The organism is Variovorax sp. J2P1-31 (assembly GCF_030317215.1).
In the GTDB taxonomy this organism is placed as follows: Bacteria; Pseudomonadota; Gammaproteobacteria; order Burkholderiales; family Burkholderiaceae_C; genus Variovorax.
This window is the reverse complement of sequence record NZ_JASZYA010000006.1, coordinates 151,907-170,285: the sequence shown is the minus strand read 5'-3', so window position 1 is coordinate 170,285 and position 18,379 is coordinate 151,907. Positions and strand designations below refer to the sequence as shown.

Genomic DNA, 18,379 nt, shown 5'->3' with positions numbered 1-18,379 from the left:
ATGCCTGCATGAAAGCACCCCCCCGATTGCAGTCGCTGGTCGACGAAGGTCTGATCGACACCGTGGTGCGACAGCTGATGAGCGGCAAGGAAGCCATGGTCTACGTGGTGCGCTGCGGCGACGAGACGCGCTGCGCCAAGATCTACAAGGAAGCGACGAACCGCAGCTTCCGCCAGGCCGTCGACTACACCGAGAACCGCAAGGTCAAGAACACCCGCCTGCAGCGCGCGATGGCCAAGGGCACCAAGTTCGGCCGCCAGGCGACCGAGGCCGCCTGGCAGAGCGCCGAGGTCGACGCGCTCTACCGGCTGGCCGCGGCCGGCGTGCGCGTGCCCGAGCCCTACAACTTCTGCGACGGCGTGCTGCTGATGGAGCTGGTGACCGACGCCGAGGGCGATGCCGCCCCGCGCCTCAACGACGTGGTGTTCACGCCCGAGGACGCGCTGCGCCACCATGCGAGCCTGCTGGTCGAGGTGGTGCGCATGCTGTGCGCGGGCGTGGTGCACGGCGACCTGTCGGAATTCAACGTGCTGCTGGCGGCCGACGGGCCGGTGATCATCGACCTGCCGCAGGCGGTGGACGCGGCCGGCAACAACCACGCCAAGCGCATGCTGCTGCGCGACGTCGCGAACCTGAAGAACTTCTTCGGCCAGTTCGCGCCCGAGCTGCTGCAGACCCACTACGGCGACGAGATCTGGGCACTTTACGAAAGCGGCGAACTCGATCCGGGCACCCCGCTCACCGGCCGCTTCGCGCATGCGACCGGGCCGGTGGACCTGGGCAACGTGCTGCGCGAGGTCGACGATGCGCGCGCCGAGGAGGCGGCGCGGCTGGTGCGGATGGCGGCGCGCTAGCTACCGGCCTTCCTGCCGGAACGCCCCCGGCGCCACCCCGGTCCAGCCGCGGAAGGCGCGCGAAAAACTCTTCTCGTTGCGAAAGCCCACGGCCAGCGCGATCTGCTTGATCGGCCGCGTGGTGCGCCGCAGCTGGTCGATGGCCTGCTCGCGCCGCACCTCGTCCTTGAGCGCCTGCAGCGAGGTGCCTTCCTCGCTGAGCTGGCGGTGCAGCGTGCGGCTCGACAGGTGCAGCTCCGCGGCCAGCGCCTCGCCGGTGCCCGGGCCGCCCGCGCGCGCGCTCAGCAGCTCGCGCACGCGCTGGCCCAGCAGCCGGTCGCGCCGGTACTGCAGCACGGTGAGCGGCAGCGCGCGCTTGAGCATGGTGCGCAGCGCCGGCTCGTCGCGCTGCATCGGCAGCGCGAGATAACGCTCGTCGAAGCTGTAGCTGGCGCGCGCCGCATCGAAATGCAGTTCACCGCTGAACATCAGCGGGTAGGCGTCGCGGTGCGGCGGGGGCGCGAAGGGAAAGCTGGCGGCGCGCAGCGAGATGCGCGAATCGATGGCCCAGCAGGCATAGCCGTGCAGGAAGCGCAAGGTCGACACCAGGCAGAACTCGCGCAACGCCGGATCGAGCGCGCGGTGCTCGGTGACCGCCACGGTCGCGATGCCATCCGCCACCCGCAGGGCCAGCGTGATGTCTTCGGTCAGCAGCCGGTGGTGCCGGCACCAGCGCTTGATGGCCACGCCCAGGTCGGGCGAGCTCAGCGAGGCGCGGCACAGCATGCCGTGGCTGCCCCAGGGCAGCCGGCGCGAGAACCAGCCCAGCGCCTCGTCGTCCAGTTCCTGCATCGCGTGGGCATTGAGCGCCTCGAACTGCGCGGCCGTGACGCGGGCGCCTTCGCGGGCCAGCTCCTGCGGCGCGATCTGTGCCTGCGCCAGGGCGGCCGCCGGGTCCACGCCGTAGTGCGCATAGCCCTGCACGATCGCTCGCACGAAGGCCATGGGCGTGGCCGCGCGGCCGGGTTTGAGGAAGGCGGGGGAGGGCATCGCGAAACCAAAAGGTGTGGCGTAATTTGCAACCATTGTGGCGGCAAATGCGAAGCCTGCGGGCGTAAGCTGCGGCTTTTGCGCGCGCAGCCGTCCCGGTTCCCGTTCCCGTGCCTGCGAGCGCACCGTGCACCCTTCAGAGGAGACAAGCCCCATGCCCGCCCCGACCCTTCCCGGCCTGAACTTCGACCTCGGCGACACCGTCGACGCGCTGCGCGACGCGATCGCCGATTTCGCGGACCACGAGATCACGCCCCGCGCCGCCCAGATCGACAGCGACAACCTGTTCCCGCACGACCTGTGGAAGAAGCTGGGCGACCTCGGCCTGCACGGCATGACGGTGAAGGAGGAATACGGCGGCACCGAGCTGGGCTACCTCGCGCACATGGTTGCGATGGAAGAAGTCTCGCGCGCCTCGGCCTCGGTGGGCCTGTCGTATGGCGCGCACTCCAACCTGTGCGTGAACCAGATCCACCGCAACGGCAGCGAAGCGCAGAAGAAGAAGTACCTGCCCAAGCTGGTGAGCGGCGAGCACGTGGGCGCGCTCGCGATGAGCGAACCCAATGCCGGCTCCGACGTGGTCAGCATGAAGCTGCGCGCCGAGAAGAAGGGCGACCGCTATGTGCTCAACGGCAGCAAGATGTGGATCACCAACGGCGGCGACGCCGACACGCTGGTGATCTACGCCAAGACCGAGCCCGAGATGGGCGCGCGCGGCATGACGGCCTTCATCGTCGAGAAGGGCTTCAAGGGCTTCTCGGCCGGCACCAAGCTCGACAAGCTGGGCATGCGCGGCAGCAACACCTTCCCGCTGTTCTTCGACAACTGCGAAGTGCCCGAAGAGAACGTGCTGGGCGGCGAAGGCATGGGCGCCAAGGTACTGATGAGCGGCCTCGACTACGAGCGCGCGGTGCTGTCGGGCGGTCCGCTGGGCATCATGGCCGCCTGCATGGATGCGGTGATTCCCTTCGTGCACGAGCGCAAGCAGTTCGGCCAGAGCATCGGCGAGTTCCAGCTGATGCAGGGCAAGATCGCCGACATGTACTCGACCTGGCAGGCCACGCGCGCCTACGTGTACGCGGTGGGCAAGGCCTGCGACCGCAACGACCACGCGCGCACCTTCCGCAAGGACGCGGCCGGCGCCATCCTGTACTCGGCCGAGAAGGCCACCTGGATGGCCGGCGAGGCGATCCAGGCGCTGGGCGGCGTGGGCTACACCAAGGACTTCCCGGTCGAGCGCCTGTGGCGCGACGCCAAGCTCTACGAGATCGGCGCGGGCACCAGCGAGATCCGGCGCATGCTGATCGGGCGCGAGCTGTTCTCGGAAACGGCCTGAAGGCGGACTTCCGGACGCAGAGGGCGCAAAGGTTTCGCGAAGAACGCAAAAGAGCAGCCGAATCTTCTGATTGAATCTTTCGCGCCTTCTGCGAAACCTTCGCGTCCTCTGCGTCCGGTTTCCGAATTTGTATTCGACATGGAGACAAGCATGACTCTGACCGAAAGCTATGCCCGAGGCGCCACCGACGTCCCCCTCATCGAACAACCCATCGGCGCCTTCTTCGACGACATGGTCGCGAAGCAGCCCGATCGCGAGGCCCTGGTCAGCCGCCACGAAGCACAGCGCTTCACGTATCGCGAACTGCAGACCGCGTCGAACCGGCTTGCGAGCGCGCTGCTGAACCTGGGCCTGGTGCCCGGCGACCGCGTGGGCATCTGGTCGCACAACAACGTGCCCTGGGTGCTGCTGCAGATCGCGACCGCCAAGGTCGGCCTGATCCTGGTCAACATCAATCCGGCCTACCGCACCTCGGAGCTTGAGTACGCGCTCAACAAGGTCGGCGCCAAGGCGCTGGTGACCATGGCGCAGTTCAAGACCAGCGACTACCTGGGCATGCTGCGCGAGCTGGGCCCGAAGCGGCTGCCGCTGCTGCAGCACACGGTGTGGATCGACAAGGCCGGCGATGCCGAGCAGCCCGGCATGCAGCGCTTCTCGGCCCTGCTCGCGAGCGGCGATCCGCAGGACGCGCGCATCGCGCAGATCGGCGCCACGCTCGAGGCCACCGACCCGATCAACCTGCAGTTCACCAGCGGCACCACCGGCTTCCCCAAGGGCGCCACGCTGACCCACCGCAACATCCTGAACAACGGCTTCTTCATCGGCGAGTGCATGAAGCTCACGCCCGAAGACCGGCTGTGCATCCCGGTGCCGCTCTACCACTGCTTCGGCATGGTGCTGGGCAACCTGGCGGTGCTCACGCATGGCGCGACCATCGTCTACCCCAACGACGGCTTCGACCCGCTGACCGTGCTCGAGACGGTGCAGGCCGAGCGCTGCACCGGGCTGCACGGCGTGCCCACGATGTTCATCGCCGAGCTCGACCATCCGCGCTTCAAGGAATTCGACCTCTCGACGCTGCGCACCGGCATCATGGCCGGCTCGCCGTGCCCGACCGAGGTGATGAAGCGCGTGGTCGACCAGATGCACCTGGGCGAGATCACCATCGCCTACGGCATGACCGAGACCTCGCCGGTGAGCTGCCAGAGCAGCACCGACACGCCGCAGGACAAGCGCGTGTCGACCGTCGGCACGGTGCAGCCGCACCTCGAAATCAAGATCGTCGACCCCGAGACCGGCGCCACCGTGGCGCGCGGCCAGTCGGGCGAGTTCCTCACGCGCGGCTATTCGGTGATGCACGGCTACTGGCAGGACGAGGAGAAGACCCGCGAAGCCATCGACGCCGAGGGCTGGATGCACACCGGCGACCTGGCGGTGATGGACGCCGAGGGCTACGTCAACATCGTCGGCCGCATCAAGGACCTGGTGATCCGCGGCGGCGAGAACATCTACCCGCGCGAGATCGAGGAATTCCTCTACCGCCATCCCAAGGTGCAGGACGTGCAGGTGGTCGGCCTGCCCGACAAGCGCTACGGCGAGGAGCTCTGCGCCTGGATCATCGTCAAGCCCGGCCAGACGGCCACCGAAGACGAGGTCCGCGATTTCTGCAAGGGCCAGATCGCGCACTACAAGGTGCCCAGGTACATCCAGTTCGTGGCCGAGTTCCCGATGACGGTGACCGGCAAGATCCAGAAATTCAAGATCCGTGACGAGATGAAGGCCCGACTGGGGCTGGAAGAAGCGAAGACGGCATGAAGCCAACCCGGACAGCCGAACGCAGAGGACGCGAGGGTTTCGCAGAGGTCGCAAAAGGAAAACCAGACTTGAAGGATTTCTTCTGCGACTTCTGCGCCACTTTTGTCTTCCTTGCGCGTTCGGAAGTCCGCTCCCGAATTGGATAACCCATGAGCAAACTCGAAACCAAACTGAATGCGCGCAGCGCAGACTTCCAGGCCAACGCCGCCGCGATGCGCGCACTGGTCGACGACCTGCATGCGCAGTTCTCCAAGGTCGAGGCCGGCGGCGGCGAGGCCGCGCGTGCGAAACACGTCGCGCGCGGCAAGCTGCTGCCGCGCGACCGCGTGGCCGAACTGCTGGACCCGGGCACGCCCTTCCTCGAGATCGCGCCGCTGGCGGCCTACGGCATGTACCTCGATGCCAAGGGCGCCGAATCGGCACCCGGCGCGGGCCTGATCGCCGGCATCGGCCGCGTGAGCGGCGTCGACTGCATGATCGTGTGCAACGACGCCACGGTGAAGGGCGGCACCTACTACCCGCTCACGGTGAAGAAGCACCTGCGCGCGCAGGAGATCGCCGAGCAGAACCGCCTGCCCTGCATCTACCTCGTCGACTCCGGCGGTGCCAACCTGCCGAACCAGGACGAGGTCTTCCCCGACCGCGACCACTTCGGTCGCATCTTCTACAACCAGGCCAACATGAGCGCGCAGGGCATCGCGCAGATCGCGGTGGTCATGGGCTCGTGCACGGCGGGCGGCGCCTACGTGCCGGCGATGAGCGACGAGTCGATCATCGTGAAGAACCAGGGCACCATCTTCCTGGGCGGCCCGCCGCTGGTGAAGGCCGCGACCGGCGAGGTCGTGACGGCCGAGGACCTGGGCGGCGGCGACGTGCACACGCGCCTGTCGGGCGTGGCCGACCACCTGGCGCAGAACGACCTGCATGCGCTGTCGCTCGCGCGCTCGGCCATCGCCAACATCAACCGCAAGGACGCGACCGAGGCGCCGCACCCCGACGTGCGCGCGCCAGAGTTTCCGCGCGAGGAGCTGTACGGCGTCATCCCCACCGACACGCGCAAGCCCTTCGACGTGCGCGAGATCATCGCGCGCATCGTCGACGGCAGCGAGTTCCACGAGTTCAAGTCGCGCTTCGGCGCCACGCTGGTCTGCGGCTTCGCCGAGATCGAAGGCATGCCGGTGGGCATCGTGGCCAACAACGGCATCCTGTTTTCCGAGTCGGCCCAGAAGGGCGCGCACTTCATCGAGCTGTGCTGCCAGCGCAAGATCCCGCTGGTGTTCCTGCAGAACATCACCGGCTTCATGGTCGGCCGCAAGTACGAGAACGAAGGCATCGCGCGCCACGGCGCCAAGATGGTGACGGCCGTGGCCACGGCCAACGTGCCCAAGTTCACGATCATCATCGGCGGCAGCTTCGGCGCCGGCAACTACGGCATGTGCGGCCGGGCCTACAGCCCGCGCTTCCTCTGGATGTGGCCCAACGCACGCATCAGCGTGATGGGCGGCGAGCAGGCCGCGAGCGTGCTGGCCACGGTCAAGCGCGACGGCATCGAGGGCAAGGGCGGCCAGTGGAGCGCCGACGAAGAAGAAGCCTTCAAGGCGCCGATCCGTCAGCAGTACGAGGACCAGGGCCATCCCTACTACGCGACCGCGCGGCTGTGGGACGACGGCATCATCGATCCGGCCGACACGCGCCGCGTGCTGGCGCTGGGCCTGGCGGCGGCGCGCAACGCACCCATCCCCGAGCCGAAGTTCGGCATCTTCCGAATGTAAGGGGCAGGGCATGAGCGACTTCACCAAGCTGAAACTCACCCTCGACGGCCCGGTCGCCCGCATCTGGCTCGACCAGCCCGACACGCGCAACGCCTTCGACGACGTCGTGATCGCCGAGCTCACGCAGGCCTTCCTCGAGGCCGGTGCGGCGCCGCAGGTCAAGGCCATCGTGCTGGGCGCCAACGGCCCGGCCTTCTGCGCGGGGGCCAACCTGAACTGGATGCGCCGCATGGCCGACTACACGCGCGACGAGAACCTCGCCGACGCGGGCAAGCTGGCCGAGATGCTGCGCACCATCGCCGAATGCCCCAAGCCCACCATCGCGCGCGTGCAGGGCGACGTGTACGCGGGCGGCATGGGCCTGGTCGCGGCCTGCGACATGGCGGTGAGCGTGGATGCGGCCTGGTACTGCTTGAGCGAAGTGAAGATCGGCCTGGTGCCCGCGACCATCAGCCCCTACGTGATCCGCGCGATGGGCGCGCGTGCGTCCCAGCGCTACTTCCTCACGGCCGAACGCTTCGGCGCGGCCGAGGCGCACCGCATCGGCTTCGTGCACGAAGTGGTGGCGGCCGATGCGCTCGACGCCAAGGTCGACGAACTGCTCAAGGCCCTGACCGGCGCCAGCCCCGCGGCCGTGCGCGCCTGCAAGACGCTGCTGGCCGATGTCACGGGCCGCGAGATCGACGACGCGCTGATCGCCAAGACGGTCGAGGGCATCGCCGACATCCGCGCCAGCGAGGAAGGGCGCGAGGGCGTGCAGGCCTTCCTGCAGAAGCGCAAGCCGTCCTGGATCGACCGATGAACACGGACATCCGGACGCAGAATGAAGCCAGAAGTGCCGCAGAAGGCGCTGAAGGAACCCTGTGGCGGTTTCCTCTCGCGACTTCTGCGGAACCTTCGCGTCCTCTGCGTCCGGCGGTCCGCCTTGCGTTCTTTTCTGATCGACGCCGGCCCACCGCATGACCGCCAATCTCGACCTGCCCCAGCTGCTCGCCCTGGCCGCCGCCATCGGCTGGGCCAGCGGCATCCGCCTGTACCTGGTGGTGCTGCTGACCGGGCTGGTCGGCTACATGGGCTGGGTGCCGCTGCCCAGCGGCCTGCACCTGCTGGCGCATCCGGTGGTGCTGGCCGCGAGCGGCTTCATGGTCTTCGTCGAGTTCTTCGCCGACAAGATCCCCGGGCTCGATTCGCTCTGGGACATGGTCCACACGGTGATCCGCATTCCCGCGGGCGCCGCGCTCGCGGCCGGGGTGTTCGGTGCCGACCATGCGCTGATGGCGCTGGTCGCCGCGCTGCTGGGCGGCGGCTTCGCGGCCACCGCGCATGCGGCCAAGGCCACCACGCGCGCGGCCATCAACACCTCGCCCGAGCCTTTTTCCAACGTCGGCGCTTCGCTGGTCGAGGACACGGCGGTGCCGGCCGGGCTCTGGCTCGCGCTCGCGCATCCGGTCGTCTTCCTCGTGCTGTTCGTGCTGGTGCTGGCGCTGAGCGTGTGGCTCATCCGCAAGAGCTGGCGTTTCCTCAAGGCGCTGCTGGGCCGCGTGACCCGCATCTTCAGCGGCCGGCCCGATCCCGGCGTGGCGCCCGCGTTCCGCCGCAACCGCGGCGACGACGGCCCCGCCTGATCCCGCGCGACATGGAGCTTCCCCTGACACCCGCAGATTCCTCCCGCAATGCCGACTGGCAGGCGCGCAGCCGACGCCATGTCTGGCACCCCTGCACCCAGAGCATCCGCCTCGAGGCGGTGCCGCCGCTGCCGATCGCGCGCGGCGAGGGCGTGTGGCTGGTCGACCACGACGGCCGCCGCTACCTCGACGCCACCAGTTCCTGGTGGGTCAACCTGTTCGGCCACGCCCATCCCTTCATCAACGCCGCGCTCAAGGACCAGCTCGATGCGCTGCCGCACGTGATGCTGGCCGGCTGCACCCATGCGCCCGCGGTCGAACTGTCCGAGCGCCTGGGCGCGCTGACCGGCGGCGTGCTGGGCCACTGCTTCTATGCCTCCGACGGCGCCTCGGCGGTGGAGATCGCGCTGAAGATGAGCTTCCACGCCTGGCGCAACGCGGGCCGTGCCGACAAGCGGCGCTTCGTCGCGCTGCGCCAGGGCTACCACGGCGAGACGCTGGGCGCGCTGCATGTGACCGACGTGGCGGTGTTCCGCGACGCCTATGCGCCGCTGCTGGGCGAGGCGCACCTGGTGCCCTCGCCCGACGCGCGCCTGGCACAGGACGGCGAGGACGCCGCCGCCGTGGCGCGGCGCGCGGCGGATGCGCTCGAGGCCCTGCTGGCCGCGGAGCACCACAGCATCGCGGCGCTGATCGTCGAGCCGCTGGTGCAATGCGCCGCCGGCATGGCGATGCACGACCCCGAATACCTGCGCCGGGTGCGCGCGCTGTGCGATCGCTACGCGGTGCACCTGATCGCCGACGAGATCGCGGTCGGCTGCGGGCGCACCGGCAGCTTCTTCGCCTGCGAGCAGGCCGGCATCTGGCCCGACTTCCTGTGCCTGTCGAAGGGCATCAGCGGCGGCTACCTGCCGCTGGCGCTGGTGATGACGCGCGACGCGATCTACCAGGGCTTCGTCGACGACGACGTGGCGCGCAGCTTCCTGCATTCGCACTCCTACACCGGCAACCCGCTGGCCTGCCGCGCGGCGCTGGCCACGCTCGACCTGTTCGAGCGCGAACAGGTGCTGGTGCGCAACCGCACGCGCGCGGCGCGCATCCTGCACACGCTGCGCGACGCGCTGGGCACGCGCGCGGTCACGCACCTGCGCCAGCGCGGCATGATCACCGCCTTCGACGTGAGCGCGCCGGGTGAACGCTTCGCCGAGCGCTTCCATCTGGCGGCGCGCGACCAGGGGCTGCTGATGCGGCCCATCGGCACCACCGTGTACCTGATGCCGCCCTACGTGATCGGCGACGACGAGATCGACCACCTGGTCGCGGGCACCGTCGCCGTGCTGGACGCGATCGCACCGCATGCCAGGGAAGGGGGCCGCAATGTCGCGCTTGCTTGAAGGCCTGCAGCAGCAGATGGCCGCGCTCGACGCGCAGGCCCTGCGCCGCCGCCGGCAGATCGCCGAGACGCCCTGCGCGCCCGCACAGGTGCTGACCCGGCCCGGCGGCGCGGCGCCGCGCGAACTGCTGGCCTTCAGCAGCAACGACTACCTGGGCCTGGCCGCGCACCCGGCCATCGCCGCGGCGCTGGCCGAAGGCGCGGCGCGCTATGGCGCGGGCAGCGGCGGTTCGCACCTGATCCTGGGCCACTCGCGCGCGCATGCGCAGCTCGAGGAGCGGCTCGCCGAATGGATGGCGCCCCACATCCCCGAAGCGCAGAGCCTGTTCTTCTGCACCGGCTACATGGCCAACCTCGCGGTGCTGTCCGCGCTGGGCGGCGCCGAGGCGGTGATCTTCTCCGAGGCGCTCAACCATGCCTCGCTGATCGACGGCGCGCGGCTGGCCAGGGCGCGGGTGGTGGTCTACCCGCATTGCGACCTGCAGGTCCTCGAGGCGCAGCTCGCGGCCAGCGATGCGCCGGTCAAGCTGATCGTGAGCGACGCGGTGTTCAGCATGGACGGCCGCATCGCGCCCGTGGCCGAGTTGCTGGCGCTGGCCGAGCGCCACGACGCCTGGCTGGTGCTCGACGATGCGCACGGCTTCGGCGTGCTGGGCGCGACCGGGCGCGGCGTGGTCGAGGCCCTGGGCCTGCGCGCCGAGCGGCTGGTGCTGATCGGCACGCTGGGCAAGGCGGCCGGCGTGGCCGGGGCCTTCGTCGCCGCCCACCGCACCGTGATCGACTACCTGGTGCAGCGCGCGCGGCCCTACATCTTCACCACGGCCGCGCCGCCCGCCATCGCGCATGCGTTGCTCACCAGCCTGACGCTGATCGAGGGCGAGGAGGGCGTGCACCGCCGCGCCTTGCTGCGCGCCCGCATCGCCGAGTTCCGCGCTGGCGTGCAGGCCGTGCTGCCGGCCGATGGCCGTGCCCGGCTGGCCGATTCGTCGGTCGCGATCCAGCCGCTGATCGTGGGCGAGAACGCACGCGCGATGCAGCTCATGGCGCAGCTCGATGCGCTGGGCCTGCATGTGGGCGCGATCCGCCCGCCCACCGTGCCGGTGGGCACGGCGCGGCTGCGCATCGCGCTGTCGGCCGCGCACACCGCGGACGAGGTCGCGCGGCTGGTCGAGGCCCTGGGACAGGCGTTGTCGACGGAGGCGAGCGCATGAGTTTCTTCATCACCGGCACCGACACGGGCGTCGGCAAGACCCTGGTGAGCAGCGCGCTGCTGTGGTCGCTGGCCGCATCGGGCCGGCGCGCGGTCGGCATGAAGCCCGTGGCCGCGGGCCTCGAGCCGGTCGATGGCGCCTGGTGCAACGAGGACGTGGTGCAGCTGCAGGCCGCGGGCAACGTCGAGGCCCCGCTGGCCCTGCGCTGCCCCTACCTGCTGCGCGAACCGGTCTCGCCGCACCTGGCCGCGCGCGCCGAGGGCGTGCGTGTCGAACTGCCGCCGCTGCTGTCGGCCTTCGAGGCCTTGCGCGCGCTGGCCGACGTGGTGGTGGTCGAGGGCGTGGGCGGCTTCCGGGTGCCGCTGGGCGAAGGCTTCGACAGCGCCGACCTGGCTACCGCGCTGGGCCTGCCCGTGGTCCTCGTCGTGGGCCTGCGCCTGGGCTGCCTCAACCATGCGCTGCTCAGCGCCGAGGCCATCCGCGCGCGCGGCCTGGTGCTCGCGGGCTGGGTCGGCAGCCACATCGACCCCGGCATGCGCGCGCTCGAGGGCAACCTCGACACGCTGCGCCGCCACCTGAGCGCGCCGTTGCTGGGCGTGGTGCCGCACCTTGCCGCGCCCGACGCCGCCAGCGCGGCCCGCCACCTCGACCTGGGCGCGCTGCGCGCCTGAACCTCCTCCATTCGACATCGACAAAGGTCCCCCATGTTCAAGAAGATCCTGATCGCCAACCGCGGTGAAATCGCCTGCCGCGTGGCCGCCACCGCGCGCCGCCTCGCCATCCGCACGGTCGCCGTCTACTCCGACGCCGATGCCAACGCCAACCATGTTCGAGCCTGCGACGAGTCGGTGCACATCGGCGGCAGCGCGCCCAAGGACAGCTACCTGCGCTGGGAGCGCATCCTCGAGGCCGCCAAGGCCACGGGGGCCGAAGCCATCCACCCGGGCTACGGCTTCCTGAGCGAGAACGAGGAGTTCGCGCAGGCCTGCGCCGACGCCGGCCTGGTCTTCATCGGCCCGCCGCCCTCGGCCATCAAGGACATGGGCCTCAAGGCCGAGTCCAAGCAGCTGATGGAAAAGGCCGGCGTGCCGCTGGTGCCCGGCTACCACGGCCACGACCAGGACCCGGGCCTGCTGCAGCGCGAGGCCGACCGCATCGGCTACCCGGTGCTGATCAAGGCCAGCGCGGGCGGCGGCGGCAAGGGCATGCGCGCGGTCGAGAAGTCGGCGGACTTCGCGGCCGCGCTGGCCTCCTGCCAGCGCGAGGCCATCAACAGCTTCGGCGACGACGCGGTGCTGATCGAGAAGTACGTGCAGCGCCCGCGCCACATCGAGATCCAGGTCTTCGGCGACACGCACGGCGACTGCGTCTACCTGTTCGAGCGCGACTGCTCGGTGCAGCGGCGCCACCAGAAGGTGCTCGAAGAAGCACCCGCGCCCGGCATGACCGAAGCGATGCGCGCGCAGATGGGCGCGGCGGCCGTGGCCGCGGCCAAGGCGGTGAAGTACGTCGGTGCGGGCACCGTGGAATTCATCGTCGAGCAGCGCGACGGCGGCGAGATGAACTTCTTCTTCATGGAGATGAACACCCGCCTGCAGGTCGAGCATCCCGTGACCGAAGCCATCACCGGCCTCGACCTGGTGGAATGGCAGCTGCGCGTGGCCTCGGGCGAGCCGCTGCCGCTGAAGCAGGGCGAACTCCAGATCCACGGCCACGCGATCGAGGCCCGCATCTGCGCCGAGAACCCCGACAACAACTTCCTGCCTGCCACCGGCACGCTGCAGGTCTACCGCAAGCCGCAGGCCACCGCCTTCCAGCGCAGCCGCGTGCGCATCGACGACGGCGTGCGTGAAGGCGGCGAGATCTCGCCCTTCTACGACTCGATGATCGCCAAGCTGATCGTGCACGGCGCGACGCGCGACGAGGCGCTGGCCCGGCTCGATGCCGCGCTGGCGCAGGTGCACATCGTGGGCGTGTCGACCAACGTGCAGTTCCTGCGCGGCATCCTGGCCACGGCTTCGTTCTCGCAGGCCAACCTCGACACCGCGCTGATCGAGCGCGAGCGCGCGGTGCTGTTCGACCGCGAGCCGCTGGGCCTGCCGCTGGCGGCCGCCGCCTCGGTCGCGCGCACCCTGCTCGACGAACGTTCGACCGGCACGCCCGACCCCTTCAGCCAGCGCGACGGCTGGCGCTCGCTGGGCGTCACGGCGCGCATCTTCGCCTTCGAGTTCCGCGGCGAACCGCAGACCGCCACGCTGCGCTACCTGCACGACGGCGCGCTGACGCTGGACGCGGGCGGCGTGTCGGGCCCGCTGGTGATCGGCCGGCTGCCCGAGGGCCAGATCGAGCTGTCCTTCAACGGCCAACGCCACACGCTCGACGTCTACGAGCGCCAGGCCACGACCCATGTGTTCGCGGCCAAGGGCGCGACGAAGATCACCGCCATCGACCGCCTCGCCCACGCGGGCGACACCCAGGCCGAAGGCGGCCGGCTGACCGCGCCCATGCCCGGCAAGGTGGTGTCCTTCGCGGTCAAGGCCGGCGACAAGGTCACGCGCGGCCAGCCGCTGGCGGTGATGGAGGCGATGAAGATGGAGCACACCATCGCCGCGCCGGCCGACGGCACGGTGGAAGAACTGCTCTACGCGCCGGGCGACCAGGTGACCGAAGGATCGGAATTGCTGCGCATCGCGGCCGCCGCTTAACCCCGTTCGCAAGGCTGGGACGTATCAGAGGCATCCACTGCTTTTTTCCAAGGACGCCATGACGCATCGCCAGCCCCTGTTCCTCGCCCGCGCACTCCTGCTGCCCCTGCTCGCGGCCCTCGCGCTCACGGCCTGCGGCCGCAGGAACGCGGAGCTCGCCGAGCCGGCCGCCGCGCCGCCCGCGCCGATGATGGCCGCGCCGGGCTTCGGCGGCGGCGCGGAGAAGCGGGCGCGCGTGCAGCAGGAGGCCGCATCGGCGGACCAGGCCGAAGCCTCGCCGCTGCAACGCTTCCTCGCGGTGCGCCAGGACCTGAACGTCGAGGTGCCGCCCGAACAGCTGGCCGATGCCTGGGCCAAGGTGCGCGACCTGTGCGGCACGCTGCAATGCGAACTGCTGTCCTCGTCGCTGCTGCGCGAGACGCCGCAGCAGCCCGGCAACGCGCAGCTCGAGATGCGCGTGCTGCCGGCCGACGTCGACAAGCTGCTGGGCGGCCTGACCATGGTGGCCCACGTGGTTTCGCACACCACCACCAGCGAGGACAAGACCGCCGAGGTGATCGACGTCGAGGCCCGCATCCGCAATCGCACCGAGTTCCGCGACAGCCTGCGGGTGATGCTGCGCGACACCGTGACCAAGCGCACCATGGCCGACCTGCTCGCGATCCAGCGCACGCTGTCCGACACCCAGGCCGAACTTGACGCCATGGCCACGCAACGCAAGGTATTGGGGCAGCAAACCAGCAAGCAGCACATCCAGATCCAGTTCACCCCGACTCGCGCGCTGGTGCGCGGCGGCGACAGCTACAGCCCGATGGCGAAGGCGCTGCGCAATGCGGGCGCGGTGCTCGCCGAGAGCGTGGGCGCGCTGATCACCTTCGTGGCGGCGGTGCTGCCGTGGGTGCTGTTGATCGGGCTGCCCCTGGGCTGGCTCGCGCGCGTGCTGTGGCGCCGCCGCCGGGCCCGCGCGGCCTGACTAAGATCCGTTCATGCGAATCACCGTCTGCCTCACCGACACCCGCCCCGAATCCTGGATCGAGGGCCTGCGCGCCGCCTTGCCCGATGCCGAAGTCTCGGCCTGGACGCCCGACGCGCCGCCCGCCGACCACGCGGTGGTCTGGGCCCCGCCCCAGGCCTTCCTCGACCAGCAGCCCAGCCTGCGCGGCATCTTCAACATCGGCGCCGGCGTCGATGCGCTGACCAAGCTCAGGCTGCCGCCGGAAGCCCGCATCGTGCGGCTCGACGACGCCGGCATGTCGGTGCAGATGGCCGAGTACGTGTGCCATGCGCTGATCCGCCACTTCCGCGACTTCGACGGCTATGCCGCCGATGCGCGCGACGGCCGCTGGAGCTACCGCAAGCCCAACGTCCGCCAGGACTTCCCGGTCGGCGTCATGGGCCTGGGCGTGCTGGGCCAGCGCGTGGCGAAGGCGGTGGCGCAGTTCGATTTCCCGGTCAAGGGCTGGAGCCGCTCGCCCAAGCAGATCGAGGGCGTGCAGTGCTTCGCGGGCCACGCGCAGCTCGATGCCTTCCTGGCCGCGAGCCGGGTCGTGGTCTGCCTGCTGCCGCTCACGCCCGACACGCGCGGCATCCTGCGGCGCGAGACGCTGCAGAAGCTGCACGGCGGCCGGCCCGGCGGCTACGTGATCAACGTGGCGCGCGGCGGCCACCTGGTCGAGGCCGACCTGATCCCGCTGCTCGACGACGGCCTGCTGGCCGGCGCCACGCTCGACGTGTTCGAGACCGAGCCGCTGCCCGCCGACCACCCCTTCTGGCGCCACCCGAAGATCGACGTCACGCCGCACGCCTCGGCCCGCACCCAGCGCGAGGAGTCGATCGCCCAGATCGCCGGGAAGATCCGTGCCGTCGAAGCGGGTGGGGACTTCGACCGCATCGCGGGCGTCGTCGATCCGCAGCGCGGATACTGACGACAAGAACGATGGCCCGCTGAACCTGTAACGCCACGAGAACGCCCATGAACATCCCCTCCAGAGTCAAGATCGTCGACGTCGGCCCCCGCGACGGCCTGCAGAACGAGAAGCAGCCCGTGCCCGCGGCGGTCAAGATCGAACTCGTGCACCGGCTGCAGGACGCCGGCCTGAGCGCGATCGAGGTCACGAGCTTCGTCAGCCCCAAGTGGGTGCCGCAGATGGCCGACAACGCCGAGGTGATGGCCGGGCTGCGGCGCAATCCGCGCGTGACCTACTCGGTGCTCACGCCCAACATGAAGGGCTTCGAGGCGGCGATCGCCGCGCCGCGCAACCAGTGGCCCGACGAGATCGTGGTGTTCGGCGCCGCCAGCGAGGCCTTCAGCCAGAAGAACATCAACTGCTCGATCGCCGAGAGCATCGAGCGCTTCGCGCCGGTGGTGGCGGCCGCGCGCGAACACGGCATCCATGTGCGCGGCGCGATGTCGTGCACCGTGGGCTGCCCCTACGAAGGCGAGATCGATCCCTCGCGCGTCGACATGCTGGCCGGCCTGATGAAGGGCATCGGCGTGCAGCACGTGGGCGTGGCCGACACCATCGGCGTGGGCACGCCCAACAAGGTGCGGCGCGCGCTCGAGGCCACGCTCAGGCACTACGGCATCGACGACGTCTCGGGCCACTTCCACGACACCTACGGCCAGGCGCTCTCCAACACGCTGGCCAGCCTGGAGATGGGCGTGTGGCAGTACGACACCTCGTCGGCCGGCCTGGGCGGCTGCCCCTACGCCAAGGGCGCGACCGGCAATGTCGCGACCGAGGACGTGGTCTACATGCTGCACGGCATGGGCATCGAGACCGGCATCGACCTCGATGCGCTGATCGACGCGGGCGTCTACATCAGCGATGCGCTGGGCCGCGAGCCGAGCTCGCGGGTGTCGAAGGCGATCCGCACCAAGCGCGCGGGCTAGGGCTCAAGGCCCCAGGGCGCGCAGCGCGAGCAGGCCCACGATGGCCAGGCCCAGCAGCGCCGCCAGGCCCTGCCAGAAGCGCACCGGATGGCGCTCGATCAAGGGCGGCGTGCGCGTGCGCAGGAACTCCGCCCCCGGTGACCGCAGGTCGTGCGCCAGTTCCGAGGCGGCCTGCTGGCGCCGGGCCGGGTTCGGCTGCAGCGCCTTGTGCAGCACCGCATCGACCCAGGCCGGCAGCTCGGGCCGGAAATGGCGCACCGGCGTGTAGCGCAGCCGCTTCGCGTCGGCGGCCGAGCGCACGCGCGAGGCCTGCAGGCCGTAGGGCAGCTGGCCGGTGAGCATGCGGTAGGCGATCACCGCCAGCGAGAAGATGTCCGAGGGCGCGCTGCCGCCCTGGCCCGTGAAGTATTCGGGCGCGGTGTACTGCAGCGTGCCGGCGATGGCGAGCGCGCGGCGTTCGTCGGCGCCATCGGCCAGGCCCGCGACGTGGGCCGAGGCCAGGTCGATGATCTTCACCGTGCCGCTGCGGTCGATCATCACGTTCTCGGGCCGCAGGTCCTGGTGCAGCATCTCGCGGCCGTGCAGCGCCTGCAGGCCGCGCGCGAGCTGCGCGACGATGCCGCGCACGCTGTCGAGCGAGGGCCGCGGATGGTCGACCATCCACTGCGCGAGCGTCTGGCCCTCGACGTAGTCCATCGCGACGAAGAGGTGGCTGCGCGGCCGTTCGATGCGGCTGGCCTTGAGCACGTGCGGGCTGTCGACGCGCCGTGCCACCCATTCCTCGCGCACGAAGCTGTCGAGGTGCGCGGCGTCCTCGCGCAGGTCGACCGAGGGCAGCTTGAGCACCACGCGCTGGCCGGTGGCGTCGTCGGTCGCCAGGTGCACGTGGCTGCGCGCGCTCACGTGCAGCTCGCGCACCAGCGTGAAGCCCTCGAAGCGGTCGCGCGGCGCCAGCGGCGCGGCGATCGCCAGGCCTTCGCGCTGCGCGGCGAGCTGTGCCGCGCTGGCGTCGGGCAGTGCGTCGATGCGCAGCAGCTGCACGGTGCTGTCGTCGGCGCCGCCGCGTTCGTGCGCCGCGCGGCTGAGCAGGCCGGCGGCCGCATCGAAGTCGTCGCCGCAGCGCGCGAGCGCGCGGTGGACGGCGGCCGCCTCGAGCCCGCCGTAGGCGCCGTCGGTGGCCAGCAGGTAGACCTCGCCCACCTCGGCATTCCAGTGGCGGTAGTCGATCTCCACGTTGGGGCCCGCGCCCAGCGCGCGCCCGAGGCAGGACTCGGCCGCGGACAGGTGCACGCGGTGGTCGTCGGTGAGCTGTTCCAGCGCCTGCGCATGCAGGCGGTAGACGCGCGCATCGCCCACATGCAGCAGGTGCAGTTCGCGGCCCTTGAGGATCAGCGCGCTGAAGGTGCAGACGTAGCCGCGGTCCTTGTCGAAGCGCGCGTCGCTGCGCATCGTCTGCGCGTGCAGCCAGGCGTTGGTGGCGGCGAGCACGCGCTGCGCCGCGCGGCGCACCGACCAGGCTTCGGAGGTCGCGTAGTAGTCGTCGAGGAAGCCGCGCACCGCGGCCGCGCTCGCGACCTGGCTCACGCGGCTGGAGCCGATGCCGTCGGCGATCGCCAGGGCGATGCCCTTGGCCGCCAGCAGCGCGCCCTGCGGCAGCATCGCGCCGTGGAAGTCCTGGTTGAGCGCATGGGCGCCGGCCAGCGAATGCTGGCCCAGCGTCACGCGCGGCGCGGGCTGCGGCAAGGC

The 18,379-nt window shown here is 70.4% G+C and carries 15 protein-coding genes; 13 read left to right on the top strand and 2 right to left on the bottom strand.

Translation table 11 applies throughout. The annotated features are described in order from the left end of the window. Positions 1-8 precede the first annotated feature (8 nt). The gene (locus QTI20_RS30300) at positions 9-854 is read left to right on the top strand and encodes a PA4780 family RIO1-like protein kinase (protein WP_286556433.1); all 846 of its coding nucleotides are present in this window, start codon (positions 9-11) and stop codon (positions 852-854) included. On the opposite strand, the gene QTI20_RS30295 is transcribed toward QTI20_RS30300, so the two are convergent. After that, on the bottom strand, positions 855-1,883 hold the full coding sequence (locus tag QTI20_RS30295) for an AraC family transcriptional regulator (RefSeq protein WP_286556431.1): 1,029 nt from the start codon (positions 1,881-1,883) through the stop codon (positions 855-857). 154 nt (positions 1,884-2,037) lie between these two features. On the opposite strand from QTI20_RS30295, the gene QTI20_RS30290 reads away from it, so the two are divergent. From QTI20_RS30290 to QTI20_RS30235, 12 genes are all read left to right on the top strand, one after another. Beyond that, on the top strand, positions 2,038-3,219 hold the full coding sequence (locus QTI20_RS30290) for an isovaleryl-CoA dehydrogenase (RefSeq protein ID WP_183027414.1): 1,182 nt from the start codon (positions 2,038-2,040) through the stop codon (positions 3,217-3,219). A gap of 150 nt (positions 3,220-3,369) precedes the next feature. After that, positions 3,370-5,034: an AMP-binding protein gene (locus tag QTI20_RS30285; RefSeq protein ID WP_286556430.1), complete on the top strand. Its 1,665-nt coding sequence runs from the start codon at positions 3,370-3,372 to the stop codon at positions 5,032-5,034. A 149-nt stretch (positions 5,035-5,183) separates the two neighbouring features. After that, entirely contained in the window at positions 5,184-6,806 is a 1,623-nt protein-coding gene (locus tag QTI20_RS30280; protein ID WP_286556429.1) for a carboxyl transferase domain-containing protein, read from the top strand. Positions 6,807-6,816: 10 nt separating this feature from the next. Continuing rightward, the gene (locus QTI20_RS30275; protein ID WP_286556427.1) at positions 6,817-7,608 is read left to right on the top strand and encodes an enoyl-CoA hydratase/isomerase family protein; all 792 of its coding nucleotides are present in this window, start codon (positions 6,817-6,819) and stop codon (positions 7,606-7,608) included. Between the two features lie 157 nt (positions 7,609-7,765). Beyond that, positions 7,766-8,431 carry a DUF4126 domain-containing protein gene (locus QTI20_RS30270; RefSeq protein ID WP_286556425.1) on the top strand — a complete coding sequence of 222 codons (666 nt, stop codon included), beginning with the start codon at positions 7,766-7,768 and terminating at the stop codon, positions 8,429-8,431. Between the two features lie 11 nt (positions 8,432-8,442). Next, positions 8,443-9,825, top strand: coding sequence for an adenosylmethionine--8-amino-7-oxononanoate transaminase (gene bioA, locus QTI20_RS30265; protein ID WP_286556424.1), 1,383 nt, complete (start codon positions 8,443-8,445; stop codon positions 9,823-9,825). Next, positions 9,809-11,035, top strand: coding sequence for an 8-amino-7-oxononanoate synthase (gene bioF / locus QTI20_RS30260; RefSeq protein WP_286556422.1), 1,227 nt, complete (start codon positions 9,809-9,811; stop codon positions 11,033-11,035). The genes bioA and bioF overlap by 17 nt, the downstream gene beginning before the upstream one ends. Then, the gene (gene bioD / locus QTI20_RS30255; RefSeq protein ID WP_286556421.1) at positions 11,032-11,706 is read left to right on the top strand and encodes a dethiobiotin synthase; all 675 of its coding nucleotides are present in this window, start codon (positions 11,032-11,034) and stop codon (positions 11,704-11,706) included. The genes bioF and bioD overlap by 4 nt, the downstream gene beginning before the upstream one ends. Before the next feature lie 33 nt (positions 11,707-11,739). After that, positions 11,740-13,740, top strand: a complete 2,001-nt coding sequence (locus QTI20_RS30250; RefSeq protein ID WP_286556420.1) for an acetyl/propionyl/methylcrotonyl-CoA carboxylase subunit alpha — start codon at positions 11,740-11,742, stop codon at positions 13,738-13,740. Between the two features lie 58 nt (positions 13,741-13,798). Then, positions 13,799-14,713, top strand: a complete 915-nt coding sequence (locus tag QTI20_RS30245; RefSeq protein WP_286556418.1) for a DUF4349 domain-containing protein — start codon at positions 13,799-13,801, stop codon at positions 14,711-14,713. Between the two features lie 13 nt (positions 14,714-14,726). Beyond that, complete coding sequence (locus tag QTI20_RS30240; protein ID WP_286556416.1) at positions 14,727-15,665, top strand: 2-hydroxyacid dehydrogenase; 939 nt, start codon at positions 14,727-14,729, stop codon at positions 15,663-15,665. A 47-nt stretch (positions 15,666-15,712) separates the two neighbouring features. Continuing rightward, entirely contained in the window at positions 15,713-16,633 is a 921-nt protein-coding gene (locus QTI20_RS30235; RefSeq protein WP_286556414.1) for a hydroxymethylglutaryl-CoA lyase, read from the top strand. A gap of 3 nt (positions 16,634-16,636) precedes the next feature. Here the strand turns inward: QTI20_RS30235 and QTI20_RS30230 are convergent, their stop codons facing one another. Beyond that, positions 16,637-18,376 carry a bifunctional protein-serine/threonine kinase/phosphatase gene (locus tag QTI20_RS30230; RefSeq protein ID WP_286556412.1) on the bottom strand — a complete coding sequence of 580 codons (1,740 nt, stop codon included), beginning with the start codon at positions 18,374-18,376 and terminating at the stop codon, positions 16,637-16,639. Positions 18,377-18,379: the final 3 nt, after the last annotated feature.

Coding starts and splice junctions, on each gene's coding strand:
- QTI20_RS30240 (WP_286556416.1), top strand. CDS start 14,727: ATGCGAATCACCGTCTGCCTCACCGACACCCGCCCCGAATCCTGGATC.
- bioD (WP_286556421.1), top strand. CDS start 11,032: ATGAGTTTCTTCATCACCGGCACCGACACGGGCGTCGGCAAGACCCTG.
- bioA (WP_286556424.1), top strand. CDS start 8,443: ATGGAGCTTCCCCTGACACCCGCAGATTCCTCCCGCAATGCCGACTGG.
- QTI20_RS30235 (WP_286556414.1), top strand. CDS start 15,713: ATGAACATCCCCTCCAGAGTCAAGATCGTCGACGTCGGCCCCCGCGAC.
- QTI20_RS30285 (WP_286556430.1), top strand. CDS start 3,370: ATGACTCTGACCGAAAGCTATGCCCGAGGCGCCACCGACGTCCCCCTC.
- QTI20_RS30300 (WP_286556433.1), top strand. CDS start 9: ATGAAAGCACCCCCCCGATTGCAGTCGCTGGTCGACGAAGGTCTGATC.
- QTI20_RS30250 (WP_286556420.1), top strand. CDS start 11,740: ATGTTCAAGAAGATCCTGATCGCCAACCGCGGTGAAATCGCCTGCCGC.
- QTI20_RS30295 (WP_286556431.1), bottom strand. CDS start 1,883: ATGCCCTCCCCCGCCTTCCTCAAACCCGGCCGCGCGGCCACGCCCATG.
- QTI20_RS30270 (WP_286556425.1), top strand. CDS start 7,766: ATGACCGCCAATCTCGACCTGCCCCAGCTGCTCGCCCTGGCCGCCGCC.
- bioF (WP_286556422.1), top strand. CDS start 9,809: ATGTCGCGCTTGCTTGAAGGCCTGCAGCAGCAGATGGCCGCGCTCGAC.
- QTI20_RS30275 (WP_286556427.1), top strand. CDS start 6,817: ATGAGCGACTTCACCAAGCTGAAACTCACCCTCGACGGCCCGGTCGCC.
- QTI20_RS30290 (WP_183027414.1), top strand. CDS start 2,038: ATGCCCGCCCCGACCCTTCCCGGCCTGAACTTCGACCTCGGCGACACC.
- QTI20_RS30280 (WP_286556429.1), top strand. CDS start 5,184: ATGAGCAAACTCGAAACCAAACTGAATGCGCGCAGCGCAGACTTCCAG.
- QTI20_RS30245 (WP_286556418.1), top strand. CDS start 13,799: ATGACGCATCGCCAGCCCCTGTTCCTCGCCCGCGCACTCCTGCTGCCC.